The organism is Acidovorax sp. Root219, from assembly GCF_001428665.1.
Lineage (GTDB): Bacteria > Pseudomonadota > Gammaproteobacteria > Burkholderiales > Burkholderiaceae_C > Acidovorax.
In genome coordinates this window covers 319,567-334,610 of record NZ_LMIJ01000023.1, presented here as the reverse complement: position 1 = coordinate 334,610, position 15,044 = coordinate 319,567, and the positions used below count along the sequence as shown (strand labels likewise).

Annotated in this window: 14 protein-coding genes; 13 read left to right on the top strand and 1 reads right to left on the bottom strand. The window is 68.1% G+C overall.

The annotated features are described in order from the left end of the window. The first annotated feature begins 67 nt into the window (after positions 1–67). Positions 68–940, top strand: a complete 873-nt coding sequence (accD, locus tag ASE28_RS21925) for an acetyl-CoA carboxylase, carboxyltransferase subunit beta (RefSeq protein ID WP_057268463.1) — start codon at positions 68–70, stop codon at positions 938–940. A 91-nt stretch (positions 941–1,031) separates the two neighbouring features. Here accD and ASE28_RS21920 read toward each other — a convergent pair whose 3' ends face one another. Continuing rightward, positions 1,032–1,580, bottom strand: coding sequence for a YggT family protein (locus ASE28_RS21920; protein WP_057268462.1), 549 nt, complete (start codon positions 1,578–1,580; stop codon positions 1,032–1,034). Positions 1,581–1,657: 77 nt separating this feature from the next. Here ASE28_RS21920 and ASE28_RS21915 point away from each other — a divergent pair, with 77 nt between their 5' ends. The 12 genes from ASE28_RS21915 (at position 1,658) to ASE28_RS21860 (ending at position 15,001) form a co-directional block, all read left to right on the top strand. Continuing rightward, positions 1,658–2,293 carry an LON peptidase substrate-binding domain-containing protein gene (locus tag ASE28_RS21915; RefSeq protein ID WP_057268461.1) on the top strand — a complete coding sequence of 212 codons (636 nt, stop codon included), beginning with the start codon at positions 1,658–1,660 and terminating at the stop codon, positions 2,291–2,293. Between the two features lie 28 nt (positions 2,294–2,321). After that, positions 2,322–4,211, top strand: coding sequence for a nucleoside-diphosphate sugar epimerase/dehydratase (locus tag ASE28_RS21910; protein WP_057268460.1), 1,890 nt, complete (start codon positions 2,322–2,324; stop codon positions 4,209–4,211). A gap of 195 nt (positions 4,212–4,406) precedes the next feature. Continuing rightward, entirely contained in the window at positions 4,407–5,639 is a 1,233-nt protein-coding gene (locus tag ASE28_RS21905; protein WP_057268498.1) for a lipopolysaccharide biosynthesis protein, read from the top strand. Continuing rightward, complete coding sequence (locus ASE28_RS21900) at positions 5,623–6,234, top strand: acyltransferase (protein WP_057268459.1); 612 nt, start codon at positions 5,623–5,625, stop codon at positions 6,232–6,234. Before ASE28_RS21905 ends, ASE28_RS21900 begins: the two co-directional genes overlap by 17 nt. Further along, positions 6,227–7,291, top strand: coding sequence for a glycosyltransferase (locus ASE28_RS21895; RefSeq protein WP_057268458.1), 1,065 nt, complete (start codon positions 6,227–6,229; stop codon positions 7,289–7,291). The genes ASE28_RS21900 and ASE28_RS21895 overlap by 8 nt, the downstream gene beginning before the upstream one ends. Continuing rightward, entirely contained in the window at positions 7,288–8,319 is a 1,032-nt protein-coding gene (locus ASE28_RS21890; RefSeq protein WP_057268457.1) for a glycosyltransferase family 2 protein, read from the top strand. Before ASE28_RS21895 ends, ASE28_RS21890 begins: the two co-directional genes overlap by 4 nt. After that, the gene (locus ASE28_RS21885) at positions 8,316–9,017 is read left to right on the top strand and encodes a bifunctional 2-polyprenyl-6-hydroxyphenol methylase/3-demethylubiquinol 3-O-methyltransferase UbiG (protein ID WP_057268456.1); all 702 of its coding nucleotides are present in this window, start codon (positions 8,316–8,318) and stop codon (positions 9,015–9,017) included. Before ASE28_RS21890 ends, ASE28_RS21885 begins: the two co-directional genes overlap by 4 nt. A 36-nt stretch (positions 9,018–9,053) precedes the next feature. Beyond that, positions 9,054–10,418 carry a UDP-glucose/GDP-mannose dehydrogenase family protein gene (locus ASE28_RS21880; RefSeq protein ID WP_057268455.1) on the top strand — a complete coding sequence of 455 codons (1,365 nt, stop codon included), beginning with the start codon at positions 9,054–9,056 and terminating at the stop codon, positions 10,416–10,418. Then, positions 10,405–11,577, top strand: a complete 1,173-nt coding sequence (locus ASE28_RS21875) for a DegT/DnrJ/EryC1/StrS aminotransferase family protein (RefSeq protein ID WP_057268454.1) — start codon at positions 10,405–10,407, stop codon at positions 11,575–11,577. The genes ASE28_RS21880 and ASE28_RS21875 overlap by 14 nt, the downstream gene beginning before the upstream one ends. A gap of 2 nt (positions 11,578–11,579) precedes the next feature. After that, the gene (locus ASE28_RS21870; RefSeq protein ID WP_057268453.1) at positions 11,580–12,206 is read left to right on the top strand and encodes a sugar transferase; all 627 of its coding nucleotides are present in this window, start codon (positions 11,580–11,582) and stop codon (positions 12,204–12,206) included. Between the two features lie 171 nt (positions 12,207–12,377). Then, entirely contained in the window at positions 12,378–13,922 is a 1,545-nt protein-coding gene (gene lysS / locus ASE28_RS21865; RefSeq protein ID WP_057268452.1) for a lysine--tRNA ligase, read from the top strand. A 41-nt stretch (positions 13,923–13,963) separates the two neighbouring features. Then, on the top strand, positions 13,964–15,001 hold the full coding sequence (locus ASE28_RS21860; RefSeq protein WP_057268451.1) for a diguanylate cyclase domain-containing protein: 1,038 nt from the start codon (positions 13,964–13,966) through the stop codon (positions 14,999–15,001). Positions 15,002–15,044 lie beyond the last annotated feature (43 nt).

Below are 15,044 nucleotides of genomic sequence, written 5' to 3'. Positions count from 1 at the left end.
CGTCCTGCCCTGGTGGTCCTGGATCGGTCGAAATGGCCTGAAACCCTGTCATTGACGAGGAAAACACATGTCCTGGCTTGAAAAACTCCTGCCCGCCAAAATCCAGCAAACCGACCCGACCGAGCGCCGCCAGGTGCCCGAGGGCCTGTGGATCAAGTGCCCGAGCTGCGAAACGGTGCTCTACAAGTCCGACCTGGAGCACAACCAGAACGTCTGCCCGCACTGCAGCCACCACCACCGCATCGGTGCACGGGCGCGCCTGGACGCCTTCCTGGACCCCGAAGGCCGCTACGAGATCGGCCAGGAAGTGCTGCCTGTGGATGCGCTGAAGTTCAAGGACAGCCGCAAGTACCCCGAGCGCCTCAAGGAGGCGCTGGAGAACACGGGGGAGACCGATGCCCTCATCGTCATGGGTGGTGCGGTCAAAAGCATCAACGTGGTGGTCGCCTGCTTCGAATTCGACTTCATGGGCGGCTCCATGGGCTCCGTGGTGGGTGAGCGCTTCGTGCGCGGCGTGGAAACCGCCATCGAGCAGAAGGTGCCCTTCCTGTGCTTTACCGCCACCGGCGGTGCGCGCATGCAGGAAGGCTTGCTGTCGCTGATGCAGATGGCCAAGACCAATGCCTCGCTGACCCGCCTGGCCAAGAAGGGCCTGCCCTACATCAGCGTGCTGACCGACCCGACCATGGGCGGTGTGAGCGCCGGTTTCGCCTTCGTGGGCGACATCGTGATTGCCGAACCCAAGGCCCTGATCGGCTTTGCCGGCCCGCGCGTGATCGAATCCACCGTGCGCGTGACCCTGCCCGAAGGCTTCCAGCGCGCCGAGTTCCTGCAGACCAAGGGCGCGGTGGACTTCATCTGCGACCGCCGCGAGCTGCGCAATACCGTGGCCAGCAGCCTGGCCATGCTGCAGCGCCTGCCCGCAGACGCCGTGGTGTAAGCACGCAACAATCTGACAGGCATGCCTTGGCATGCCCCATGAAAAAAGCGCCTGGTCTTTCGACAGGCGCTTTTTTGCTCTGCGGGCCCCGTCAGCGCATCACGTTGGCTTGCAGGTTGGCCAGCACAATCATCAGCACCTGCAGCAGCACCAGCACCACCAGCGGCGACAGATCCACCCCGCCCAGCAGGGGAATCACCTTCTGGAACGGCCGCAGCACGGGGGCGCACAGGCGCCACACCACATCGGACAGCGGCGAGCGGGCGGAGATCCAGGACATCACCGCATGCACGATGAGCAGGCCCATGAGCCCCGACACCGCCACCTTGGCCAGGCCAAACAGCACCAGCCAGGGCAGCCAGGCCCAAGCGGCGGCCGCGCCGACGAGCAGAAGGAACAGCACGTACTGCAGCACCTGGAACAGGATGGCAGCCACCAGGCTGGACAGGTCCCACTTGCCCACCGGGGGGATCAGCTTGCGCAGGGGCAGGATGATCCAGTCGGTGAGCGCAAAGACCAGCCCGCCGATGGGGTTGCCAAACGGCACGCGCTGCAACTGCATGTACAGGCGCAGCAGACAGGCGCCCGTGAGCAGGCCACCGACGACATCGAGCAGGAAGGAAGCGATCTGGAAGAACATGGGAGCGGCAAAAAGGAAAGCGGGCGGTGCGAAAGCAGCCCGCGCCATGGGATGATAGCGGGCGAAGAACCTGCCTTATGACACAACCCCTTTCACTGTCATCTTTGCCCCTTTTCCCTCTGGGTTCCGTCCTCTTTCCCGAGGGCCTGCTGGCCCTGCGCGTGTTCGAGGTGCGCTACCTGGACATGGTGCGCAAATGCCACCAGATGGGCGCCCCCTTCGGTGTGGTGTCGCTCACCCAGGGCCACGAGGTGCGCCAGGCAGGCGCCCCGGAGGAGCAGTTCAGCGAGATCGGCACCCTGGCCGTCATCGACCAACTCGACACGCCCCAGCCCGGGCTCATCACCCTGCAGTGCCGGGGCAGCCAGCGCTTTCGCATCGTGCAGCGCAGCCACCTGGTGCACGGCCTGTGGATTGCCGACGTGACGCACCTCGATCCCGACATGTCGGTGCCCGTGCCCGACGACCTGAAAAAGGCGTCGCAGGCCCTGGCGCAGGTGCTCAACACCCTGCAGCAGCGCGACCCGGACAGCCCCGGTGCGCTGGTGCCTACGGCCGCCCAGCTCGACGACTGCGGCTGGGTGGCCAACCGCTGGTGCGAGCTGCTGCCCGTGCCGCTGGAGCTCAAGCAGCGCCTGATGGAACTGGACAACCCCCTGGTGCGGTTGGAGCTCGTGGGCGACGTGCTGGAACGCACGGGCATCGCGCAGTGACCCGCGGATCCGGCAAAGCGGCCAGCCCGTGCTGAGCAACGTTCTGGAGTGGCCCCGCCCGGTCAAGCGGCTGGTGGTGGTGGCGCTGGACATCGCCATGGGCCTGTTCGCCATGTGGCTGGCCTTCACCCTGCGGCTGGACGTGCTGCACTGGCCCGAAGGCATGCAGTGGCTGGCCTATGCCCTGGCACCCGTGCTGGCCTTTCCCATCTTCGTGAACCTGGGGCTGTACCGCGCCATCTTCCGCTACACCGGCATCACGGCCCTGGTCACCACCGGCAAGGCCGTGGCGATCTACGGGGCGCTGCTGTTCGCCATCCTGATGGCGGGCCAGTGGATCGGCATCCCGCGCAGCGTGGGCATTCTTCAGCCGGTGATCTTTCTGCTGCTGGTGGGCGCCAGCCGCTCGCTGGGCTGGATGTGGCTGGCCGGGCAGACCACCAAGGCCCCGCACCGGCTGCTGATCTACGGCGCCGGTACGGCCGGCGCCCAGACGGCGGCAGGGCTGGTGAGCGCGCGCAACTACGTGCTCGAGGCCTTTGCCGACGACGACCGCGCCAAAGTGGGCCGCAGCATCAACGGCGTGCGGGTGTATGCACCCATCGCGCTGGCCGAGGTGGTGAAACGCTTTGGCATCACCGACGTGCTGCTGGCCCTGCCCAGCGTGCCGCGCCAGCGCCGCCACCAGATCATCGAGAACCTGCGCTCGCTGCCCGTGCGCATACGCACCATCCCCGGTCTCACGGACCTGGCCAGTGGCCGTGTGACGGTGACCGACTTCCAGGACCTGGACCTGGAAGACCTGCTGGGCCGCGAGCCGGTGGAGCCCGACCCCGAGCTGCTGGGCCGCCACATCCGCGGCCAGGCGGTGATGGTCACGGGCGCGGGCGGCAGCATCGGCAGCGAGCTGTGCCGCCAGATCGCGCGCGAAGGCGCGGCGCGCCTGCTGCTGGTGGACCACAGCGAGTTCGCGCTCTACAGCATCCACCAGGAGCTGCAGGCCATCGTGCAGCAGGAAGCCATGGCCTGCGAGCTGGTGCCGCTGCTGGCCAGCGTGAGCCACGCACAGCACATGCTCGACCTGTGCCAGGCGCACCGCCCGCGCACCATCTACCACGCGGCCGCCTACAAGCACGTGCCCATGGTGGAGGCCAACGCGGGCGAAGGCATCCGCAACAACGCCTTCGGCACGCTGAACATGGTGCGCGCGGCCATGGACAGTGGCGTGGAAAACTTCGTGCTCGTCTCCACCGACAAGGCAGTGCGCCCCACCAACGTGATGGGGGCCAGCAAGCGCGTGGCGGAACTGGTGCTGCAGGCGGTGGCGTCCTGCACCCGCCAGCCCGATTCGCAGGGCGGCACACCGCGCACTCGTTTTTCCATGGTGCGCTTCGGCAACGTGCTGGGCTCCAGCGGCAGCGTGATCCCGCTGTTCCGCAGCCAGATCGCGGCGGGTGGCCCCGTCACGGTGACGCACCCGGACGTGACACGCTATTTCATGACCATCCCCGAGGCCGCGCAACTGGTGCTGCAGGCCGGCGCCATGGCGCAGGGCGGCGAGGTCTTCGTGCTGGACATGGGCGCGCCCATCCCCATCCTGGAGCTGGCGCAGCGCATGATCGCGCTGTCGGGCCTGAGCGTGCGCGCACCGGGCCATCCCGAGGGTGACATCGAGATCGTCTTCACCGGCCTGCGCCCAGGCGAAAAGCTCTACGAGGAACTGCTGATCGGCGATGGCGCAGAGCCCACGCCGCACCCGCGCATCCTGCGCGCCCATGAGGAACACCTCGCTTGGGAGGTGCTGGAGAGCCGCCTGCAGGCATTGGAGCGTGCCATCCACCAGGCGGACGGCGCCGCCATGATGGTCCTGCTGCACGAACTGGTACCGGGCTTCCACCAGGATCCCCAGCAGGCCTGACATGAAGCCCCCCCTGAGTCGCTTCGCGCCTTCAACCCTCTCTCGACTCACTGCGCGAGTCGGGAGGGGGACGCCCCCGGTGCACGCAAGCGAAGCGCCGCATTCGCGGCTTGGCGGCCCTTGCACGGGGGCGCTGGCTTGGGCCGTGCCGGTTTCGTGGGCCGCAGGTGGCGCGCAGCGCCATGGATCACTGACGTGAGCTCCACCCTGCTGCGCGCCACGGCCACCTTGCTGACCGGCAGTGTGGTGGCCCATGCGCTGCCCTTGCTGCTGGGCCCGGCGCTGACGCGCCTGTACACGCCGGCCGAATTCGGCCAGTTCGCGTTGCTGTGGGCCCTGGCCACCAACGTGGCGGTGGTCGGCTGTGCGCGCTACGAATTCGCGCTACCACTGGAAAAAGCCGAGCCGGGCGCGGCCGAGCTCATGGCGTTGTGCGCGCGCCTGCTGCTGCTGGTCACGGCCGGTACGGTGGTGGCCGGCGGCGTGATCGCCGTGCTGCAGGGCATGCCGCTGGCCTGGACCCTGCCCCTGGCCGTGCTGTCCATCGCCGCCACGCAGTGGCTCACGCTGTGGGCCACGCGCTCGCAGCGCTTTGGCCTGCTGTCCATTGCGCGCATGGTGCAGCATGGCGGCGGTGCCGTGCTGCAGCTGGCGCTGGGCCTGCTCAAGCTGGGCGCGGCAGGGCTGCTGGCCGGTGCGGTGGCCGCAGGGCTGGTGGCTGCGGCGGCCCTGGCCAGGCCGGCACCTGCCGGGGGCTGGGCGGTGCTGTGGCGCACGCCCTGGGCATCGCTGCGGGCCATGGCCGCAAAGCACCGCGATTTTCCGCTGCTCAATACGCCACATGCCTTCATCGGGGCGCTGCAGGATACGCTGACGCTCATCGCCGTGGCGGCCTGGGCGGGCGATGCGGCAGCGGGCCTGTGGGCGCTGTCGCTGCGCTACCTCAAGGCGCCGGCCACCTTGCTGGGCGGCGCCCTGTCGCAGGCGCTGTACCCGCAGCTGCTGCAGGCCCCCAGCGCGGCACAGGCCCGCACCCTGGTGCGCAAGAGCATGCTGGCGCTGGCGGCCATCGCGCTGCCGATGGCCGCGGTGCTCATGCTCTGGGGTCCCTGGCTTTTCACCACCGCGTTCGGTGCGCAGTGGAGCGAGGCCGGCCCCCTGGTGCGCGCGATCACGCCCTACATCGCCCTGCACTTCATCGCCTCGCCGCTGTCGGTGACCACACTGGCCTGGCGCGCACAGGCCTGGGCGCTCAAGCTGGCGCTGGTGGGACAATTGGCCTTCTTTGCCGGGCTGCTGGCCGGGCTGGCCCTGGGCGGCCTGGAAGGCGCGGCCTGGGGCATCTCGGCATCCATGCTGCCCTACTTCGCCTACTACTTTCTCACCCTTGCGCACTGGAAAAACATCCCCGATGAAAGCCTGGCTTAACCGCGCACGGCGCCGGATCTGGCAGGCGCTGATGTACCGCATGGTGTTCGGCGAGCGCACGCCGGGCGGCGTGCTGCTGGCGCACACGCGGATTGCACCCAGCACCTGCATCGAGGGCGGGCACGGCCTCACGCTCGCGGACCACGTGTTCATCGGCCAGTTCAATTTTCTCGATGCCACCGCGGGTCTCACGATCGATGAGGGCGTGCAGATCACCAATTTCGTGAGCATCGTCACGCACAGCTCGCACCGCTCCATCCGGCTGCTCGGGCGCGGCTACGCCACCCATGCGGGCGGCGAGATGCCCGGCTATGTGAAAGCGGCCGTGCACATCGGCGCCTACACCTTCGTGGGGCCACACAGCCTGATCGAGGCGGGCACGCGCATCGGCCGGGGCGCGCTGATCTGCGCCTACTCGCAGGTACGCGGAGAGGTGCCGGCGTTTGCCGTGATGGCGGGCGCGCCTGCGCGCCAGGTCGGTGACGTGCGCACGGCGGATGCGGCGCTACTGGCGCAGTTCCCCGAATGGGCCGAACACTACCGTGCCTGGGCGGGGGAGTTGCCCCAGGCCTTGGAGGCAAGAACCCATGGCTGAAGCAAACAGGCATCTGTGCCTGCTGGGCGATGCCACCAGCCCGCACATCCAGCGCTGGGCGGTGGAGATGCGCGCGCGTGGCTACCGGGTATCGCTGGTCACAGCCCGCCCGGCCCCCATCGAGGGGGTGGAGCAGAAGGTGCTGGCGCCCGTGCGCCGCTCGACCGACTGGCTGCTGCGCGTGGGGCAGGCGCGCCGCTTTGTACAGGCCCTGGCGCCCGACATCGTGCACGCGCACTACATCACCTCCTACGGCTACCTGGCCGCGCGCTGCGGCCGCCATCCGCTGGTGATGACGGCCTGGGGCAGCGACCTGCTGGTGACGCCGCAAAAAAACACGCTGATGCGCTGGCTGACGGGCTGGAGCCTGCGCCGGGCCGACCTGATCACCGGTGACTCGCAAAGCCTGATCGACGCGGCCAAGGCCTATGGCCCTGCCTGCCCCGTGCAGGAGATCCACTGGGGTGTGGACCTGGCGCGCTTTGCGCCCGCGCCCTGGGCCGGCAAGACCGGCCTGCAGATCGTGAGCCTGCGCTCCTGGGAGCCCAACTACAACATCGACACCATCGTCGAAGCCGTGGCCACCCTGGTGGCACGCCATCCCGAGGCAGGGGTGCAACTGCACCTGCTGGGCGGAGGATCGATGGAAGCAGCGCTGCGCGCACTGGTAACCGCCAAGGGGATGGAAAGGCACGTGGTTTTTCACGGACGGCTGGACGATGCGGGCATGGCGCGGGTGCTGGCGCAGTGCAAGCTGTCGGCCTCGGTACCGACGAGCGACGCCACCTCGGTCTCGGTGCTCGAAAGCATGGCCTGCGGGCTGGCCGTGGTGGCCAGCGACCTGGACGCCAACCGCGCCTGGCTGGACGCCAGCCTGCTTGTGCCACCGCGCGATGCGGCGGCGCTGGCGCGCTGCCTGGAAACCCTGGCCGCCGACGATGCCCGAATGCAGGGCCACGGCCAGAAGAATGTGCAGCGCATTGCGCGCGACGGCGACCGCGCCGTACAGATGGACACGATGGATCGACTTTACCGAGAACGGATGGGCACCCCATGAGCCGGCCCCAGAACACCCTGGCATGGGTCAGCGTGATCGCCCCCTGCCGCAACGAGGCGGCACACATTGCCGCCTTTTGCGACAGCGCGCTGGCGCAGGTGCTGCCCCCCGGCTGGCAGATGGAAGTGCTGGTGGCCGATGGCTGCAGCGACGATGGCACGCGCGAATTGCTGGTCGCGCGCAGCACACAGGACGCGCGGCTGCAGTGGGTGGACAACCCCGGGCGCATCGTCTCCACCGGGCTCAATGCGTGCATTGCCCGGGCACGTGGCGAAGTCATCGTGCGCCTGGACATCCATACCCGGTTCGCGCCCGACTACGTGGCGCGCTGCATCGAAACCTTGCAACGCACCGGTGCCGACAATGTGGGCGGCCCCTGGGTGGCCGAAGGCACGGGGCCCATGGGCCGGGCCGTGGCCGCCGCCTTCCAGTGCCGCTGGGTGGTGGGCGGCGCGCGCTCGCGCGACACGCAGCACGATGGCGAGGTGGACACGGTCTACCTGGGCTGCTGGCCGCGTGCCGTGTTCGAGCGCATCGGCGGTTTCGATGAAGCCCTGGTGCGCAACCAGGACGACGAGCACAACCTGCGCCTGCGCCTGGCGGGCGGGCGCATCTGGCAAAGCCCGCTGATCCATTCGCTCTACCACCCGCGCAATTCGCTGCGCCAGTTGTTCGCACAGCAGCGGCAATACGGCTACTGGCGCCCCTTCGTGATGCGCAAGCACGGGCAGGCCGGCTCGGTTCGGCAACTGGTGCCGGCGGCCTTCGTGGCCGCGCTCGGCCTGTTCGCGCTGTGTCTGCCCTGGACCGTGCTGCCGCTGGCGGCACTGGTCGCGCTGTATGCGGCTTACGTGACTTTGGCATCGGTGTCGGCCGCGCGCAGCGCAGGCCGCTGGCAATTGCTGGCGCGGCTGCCGGTGGTGATCGCGGCTTACCATGTGGCCTATGGCCTGGGCACCTGGCGCGGCCTGTGGGACGTGCTGCGCGCGCGTGCGCCGTCGGCCCGGTTCGCCCGGATCACGCGATGAGCGACCCTACCGAGCCCCAGGCCGTGCAGGCGCGCTATGCGCGCCGCGATGCCGCGCAGGATGCCCTGCGCTACCAACTGATGGCCAGCGCCTCGGCCCTGCAGGCGCAGCAGGAGCGCCTGCGCGCCATGGTGCGTTTGTGGAGTGCGCATGGCTGGACGGACCTCGCGGACAAATCCATCACCGAGGTGGGCTGTGGCAGCGGAGGCAACCTGCAGGACCTGTTGCGCCTGGGTGCCAGCCCCGCACGCCTGCAGGGGCTGGAGCTGATCGCCGAACGTGCCGCGCAGGCACGCGGCATCTTGCCCAGCGCCGTGCGCATCACCGAAGGCGATGCCACGCTGGCGCCCGTGGCCGAGGGCAGCCAGCACACGGTGCTGGCCTTCACCCTGTTCAGCTCGTTGCTGGACCCGGCGTTCCGCCAGCACATGGCCGACGTGCTGTGGCGCTGGGTGGCACCGGGCGGCGGTGTGCTGGTCTACGATTTCATCGTGGACAATCCCCGCAACCCGGATGTGCGCGGTGTGCCCCTGGCCGAGCTGCACCGGCTGTTTTCCAGGGCGCAGGTGCAGTCGCGGCGGATCACGCTGGCCCCGCCGATTGCGCGCAGGCTGCCTGCGGTCTGCATCGGGCCTGCATCCGCCCTGCTCTACCCGCTGCGCACCCACCGGGTGACCTGGCTGGCCAGGCCGGCTTGACCGTTGGCATCCCCGTTCTGCACTGAATCACGCTCCATGAAAATCACCGTCATCGGCACCGGCTATGTGGGCCTTGTCACCGGGGCCTGTCTCTCGGAGATGGGCAACCACGTGGTGTGCCTGGACCTCGATGCGCGCAGGATCGCATCGCTGAACCAGGGCCAGTTGCCCATCCATGAGCCGGGCCTGCTGGACGTGGTGCTGCGCAACGCGCGCAGCGGCCGCCTGGAGTTCACCACCGACATCGACCACGCCGTGGCGCATGGCCTGCTGCAGTTCATCGCCGTGGGCACGCCCCCGAGCGAAGACGGCTCGGCCGACCTGCAGCATGTGCTGGCGGCAGCGCGATCGATCGCCAAGCGCATGGCGGGCTACAAGCTCATCGTCAACAAGAGCACGGTGCCCGTGGGTACGGCCGACCAGGTGCGCGACGCTGTGGCCGCCGTACTGTCCTCCCGCGGTGTGCAGCCGGAATTTGCGGTGGTATCGAACCCCGAGTTCCTCAAGGAAGGCAGCGCGGTGCAGGACTTCATGCGGCCGGACCGCGTGATCGTGGGCACCCAGGATGAGCGCGCCACCGAACTCATGCGTGCGGTGTATGCGCCCTTCATGCGCAACCGCGACCGCCTGGTGGTGATGGACGTTCGCAGTGCCGAGTTCACCAAGTACGCAGCCAATGCCATGCTGGCCACGCGCATCAGCTTCATGAACGAGTTGGCGCTGCTGGCCGAGAAGCTGGGTGCCGACATCGAGAACGTACGCACGGGCATCGGCATGGACCCGCGCATCGGCACGCATTTCCTGTACGCCGGCACGGGCTACGGCGGATCGTGCTTTCCCAAGGATGTCACGGCCCTGATCCGGACGGCACAGGATGCCGGGCAGGACCTGCAGATCCTGCAGGCCGTGAAGGCCGTGAACGAGCGCCAGAAGCAGGTGCTGGCCGACAAGATCGTCGCCCGCTTTGGCGCCGACCTCGCGGGCCGGCGCTTTGCACTCTGGGGCCTGGCCTTCAAGCCCGGCACCGACGACATGCGCGAGGCGCCGAGCCTGGCCATCATCGAACGGCTGCTGGCCCTGGGTGCCGAGGTCGTTGCCTACGACCCGCAGGCCATGGACCAGGCGCGCCAGGCCCTGGGCGAACGCACAGGCCTTTCTTTCGTGCAATTGGCCGATGCAGCGCTGCAAGGCGCAGACGCGCTCGTCATCGCCACCGAGTGGAAGGAGTTCCGAAGCCCGGACTTCGCCCACCTGGCCGCCACGCTGCGCGAACGCGTGGTGTTCGACGGCCGCAATCTCTTCGAGCCCGCCGAGCTGCGCGCCGCAGGGCTGGAATACCACGCCATCGGCCGTGGCGCTGTCCCGACCACCCCCTTGCCAGACCACCATGCCGAACGCTGAAACCACCGCCCTGCCCTTCCTCCCCTTTGCCCGCCCGGATATCGGCGATGCCGAGGTGAACGCCGTTGCCGAGGCCATGCGCTCGGGCTGGGTCACCACCGGCCCGCAAACCCGGGCCTTCGAGCAAGCCTTCACCGACTACCTGGGCGGCGGCGTGGACAGCCTGGCCGTGAACTCGGCCACCGCGGGCCTGCATCTGGCCCTGGAAGCCCTGGGCATCGGCCCTGGCGACGAAGTGATCGCCCCCACGCTGACCTTCACGGCGACCACCGAGGTAGTGCGCTACCTTGGGGCCGACCCGGTGCTGGTGGACGTCGACCCGGTGACGCTGAACATGGACCCGGCACTGGTGCGTGCCGCGATCACCCCGCGCACCAAGGCCATCATGCCGGTGCACTATGGCGGCCTGGCCTGCGACATGGACACGATCCTGGCCGTAGCCCAGGAGCATGGCCTCAAGGTGGTGGAAGATGCCGCCCATGCCCTGCCCACGACCTGGAGGGGGACGCTGGTGGGCCAACTGGCCTCCGACGTGACGGTGTTCAGCTTCTACGCCAACAAGACCATCACCACCGGCGAAGGCGGCATGGCTGTGACACGCGACCCCGAGCTCGCCAAGCGCATGCGCGTGATGCGCCTGCACGGCATGAACCGCGATGCCTTCGACCGCTTCACCTCCAAGACGCCCGCCTGGTACTACGAGGTGGTGGCGCCGGGCTTCAAGTACAACATGACCGACGTGGCTGCGGCCATGGGTGTGCAGCAACTGGCGCGCCTGCCGGCCTTCGTGCAGCGGCGCCAGTACTTGGCACAGCGCTACCACGCGGCGCTGGCAGGCTTGCCGCTGGTGCTGCCGGCCGAGGCGCCGATGGGCGACGTGCATGCCTGGCACCTGTATGTGATCCGCCTGGCTCCGGGTGCACGCCTGTCGCGCGATGCGCTGGTGCAGGGCCTGTCGGACATGGGGATCGGCACCAGCGTGCACTACGTGCCGCTGCACCGCCACCCCTACTGGCGCGACCGCTACCAGCTCGCGCCTGAGATGTTTCCCCAAGCCGATGCGGCCTACCAGGCCATGGTGAGCATTCCGCTGTTCACGGCCATGACCGACGCCGACCAGGACCGCGTGATCGCGGCCCTGCAGGCCCTGCTGGGATGAGGATGCTCAAGCGCCTGATGGACATCGTGGTCTCGGGCGGCGCCCTGCTGGCGCTCAGCCCGGTGCTGCTGGCCATCGCGCTATGGGTGCGCTGGGATTCGGCAGGCGGGGCGTTGTTCCGCCAGGAGCGGGTGGGCCGGCACGGGCGCAGCTTTCACATCTACAAGTTCCGCTCCATGCACACCGGGGCCGACCGGGCGGGCCCGGCCATCACGGTGGGGGAGGACGCGCGCATCACCCGCGCGGGCCAGTGGCTGCGCCACAGCAAGCTCGACGAACTGCCGCAGCTGTTCAACGTGCTCAAGGGCGACATGAGCCTGGTGGGCCCACGGCCCGAGGTGCCGTGCTATGTGGCGATGTACCCGGCAGAGCTCAGAGCCATCGTGCTGAGCGTGCGCCCGGGCATCACCGACCTGGCCTCCATCGCATTTCGCAACGAAAGCGCGCTGCTGGCGCAGAGCGCCGACCCCGAGCGCACCTACGTGCAAGAGATCCTGCCCGTGAAGCTGGACTATGCCGCGCGCTATGCGCGCAACCACAGCGTGTGGCAGGACCTGCGGATCCTGGCGCAGACGGTGCACGCCGTGCTGCGCCCGGATGCGTCGCCGGGTCAGGATACGCTGCGCTGAACCACCGCAGCGACCGCGCAGGGCCGCCCACGGTGCCTAAAAACCGGCACTGCACGGGTAAAAAACCGGGTTGTGCCCGCCAAGCCGATAAAATCAAGGGTTGGCTGCCGCAGACTCCCTGACAGCCCCTTATTTTCGACGCACCACGCTCGCACCGCATTGACAGCACCTATGTCTGAACAGAACACCCCACCAGTGCCCCCGGACGACAACAAGCTCATGGCCGAGCGCCGCGAAAAGCTCCGCGCGCTGCGCGAAACCCAGGCCCAGGGCGGCGCCGTGGCCTTCCCCAACAATTTCAAGCCAGCGAACAAGGCGGCCGAGTTGCACCTGACCTATGGCCCGCTCGATGCCGAGGCCCTGGAAGCCAACCCCGCCACGGTGAGCGTGGCCGGCCGCATGATGCTCAAGCGCGTGATGGGCAAGGCCAGCTTTGCCACGGTGCAGGACGGGTCCCTGGGCGACACCGGCGGCCAGATCCAGCTGTACGTGACGCGCGATGCGCTGGGCGAGGAGGCCTATGCGGCCTTCAAGCACTGGGATCTGGGCGACATCGTGGGCGCCGAGGGCACGACGTTCAAGACCAAGACCGGCGAGCTGTCGATCAAGGTCACCCGCCTGCGCCTTCTGACCAAGAGCCTGCGCCCTCTGCCCGACAAGTTCCACGGCATGGCCGACCAGGAGCAGAAGTACCGCCAGCGCTACGTGGACCTGATCACCGACGAACAGGCACGCAGGCGCTTCATCGCGCGCAGCAAGGCCGTGAGCGGCCTGCGCGAGTTCATGGTGGACCACGGTTTCCTGGAGGTCGAGACGCCCATGCTGCACCCGATCCCGGGCGGCGCCAATGCCAAGCCCTTCGTGACGCACCACAACGCGCTGGAGCAGGAGATGTACCTGCGCATTGCGCCCGAGCTGTACCTCAAGCGCCTGATCGTGGGCGGTTTCGAGCGCGTGTTCGAGATCAACCGCAGCTACCGCAACGAAGGCATCTCGGTGCGCCACAACCCCGAGTTCACCATGATGGAGTTCTACGCGGCGTACTGGAACTACCTGGATCTCATGGACTTCACCGAGACGCTGATCCGCGAAGTGGCGCTCAAGGCCACGGGCTCGCTGCAGCTGACCTACCAGGGCCGCGCGGTGGACCTGTCGCAGCCGTTTGCGCGCCTGACGATCCGCGAAGCCATCTTCCAGTACACCGAGGCAGGCGCCCATGTGGACGACGCCACGTGGCTGATCAGTGCACTGAAGAAGCTGGGCCTGAACGAAGAAAAGAACAAGCTGTCCACGCGTTCGCTGGCCAGCCTGCAGGTGCTCTACTTCGAAGAGACGGTGGAAGACAAGCTGTGGCTGCCCACCTTCATCATGGAGCATCCGACGGAAATCTCGCCGCTGGCGCGTGCCAACGACACCCGTCCCGAGGTGACCGAGCGCTTCGAGCTGTACATCACGGGGCGCGAGTTCGGCAACGGCTTCAGCGAGCTCAACGACGCCGAGGACCAGGCCGCGCGTTTCCATGCCCAGGTGGCCGCCAAGGACAGCGGTGACGACGAGGCCATGTTCTACGACCACGACTTCGTGCGCGCGCTGGAATACGGCATGCCTCCCACGGGCGGCTGCGGCATCGGCATCGACCGCCTGATGATGCTGTTGACCGATAGCCCGAGCATCCGCGACGTGATACTGTTCCCCGCATTGCGGCGGGAGTCCTGAGCGGCTGCTGCGCAACGCCCTTCGCTTCAAGGAGAGCTACCGTGCCCTTCACCCCCAGCAGCGCGCCCTACCCTGCAGCGCACACTTCTGCGTCCTCCCGCAACAGTTTTTCGGTACTGGTGGTGGAGGACCAGAATTCGGTGAGGGCTGCGCTGGTGGCCGAGCTGCGGCGCGCAGGGGTGTCGGAGATCTTCGAGGCCCCCGAAGGCGCAGCGGCACTGCACCTGTTCAAGACACATCGGCCGGACCTGGTGCTGCTGGACATCCGGCTGCCCGGCAAGGATGGCTACTGGGTGGCCCAGCAGATGCGCGAGAGCGAGGCGGGCGACTGGACGCCGATCATCTTCCTGTCGGGCCTGGACAATGAGCTCGACGTATGGCGCGGCATTGAGGTGGGGGGCGACGACTACCTGGTCAAGCCCGTCAAGCCCATCGTGCTGATGGCCAAGCTGCGCGCCATGCAGCGCCTTCTGGACATGCGCCGGCGGCTGGTGTCGGTATCGGCCGAGCTGCACCTGGCCAACCAGCGCCTCAACGAGATGGTGGAGGTGGACTCGCTGACCGGCCTGGTGAACCGCCGGGGCTTTGACCGCATGCTGCACAGCGAGATCCTGTCGGCCCGGCGTGACGGCACGCCGCTCACGCTGATGCTCTGCGACCTGGACCATTTCAAGCTGTTCAACGATGCCAGCGGCCACGTGCAGGGAGACGCCTGCCTGAAAGAGGTGGGCCGGTTGCTGCGCGAGGTGTGCGTGCGGCCGCGCGACGTGGCTTCGCGCTATGGCGGCGAAGAGTTCGCACTGATCCTGCCCAACACCCCGCGATCGGGTGCCATGACCTTTGCAAGGGCCCTGGGCCAGTTGCTCAAGGTGCGCGGCATTGCCCACCCCGACTCCCCCCTGGGCGATGCACTCACGCTGTCGGGTGGCATCACCACTTGCGTGCCCGACGACAGCACCAATGCCGAGAGCATGATCATGCGCGCCGACCAGGCACTGTATGCGGCCAAGGCCCAGGGCCGCAACCGCTTTTTCAGTTTCGAGATGCAGATGGACACCGTGGAGCAATTGCGCAGCTGATGGCGATCTTTTCCGTTTTCTGCGCGCCCGAGCGCGCCCTTTT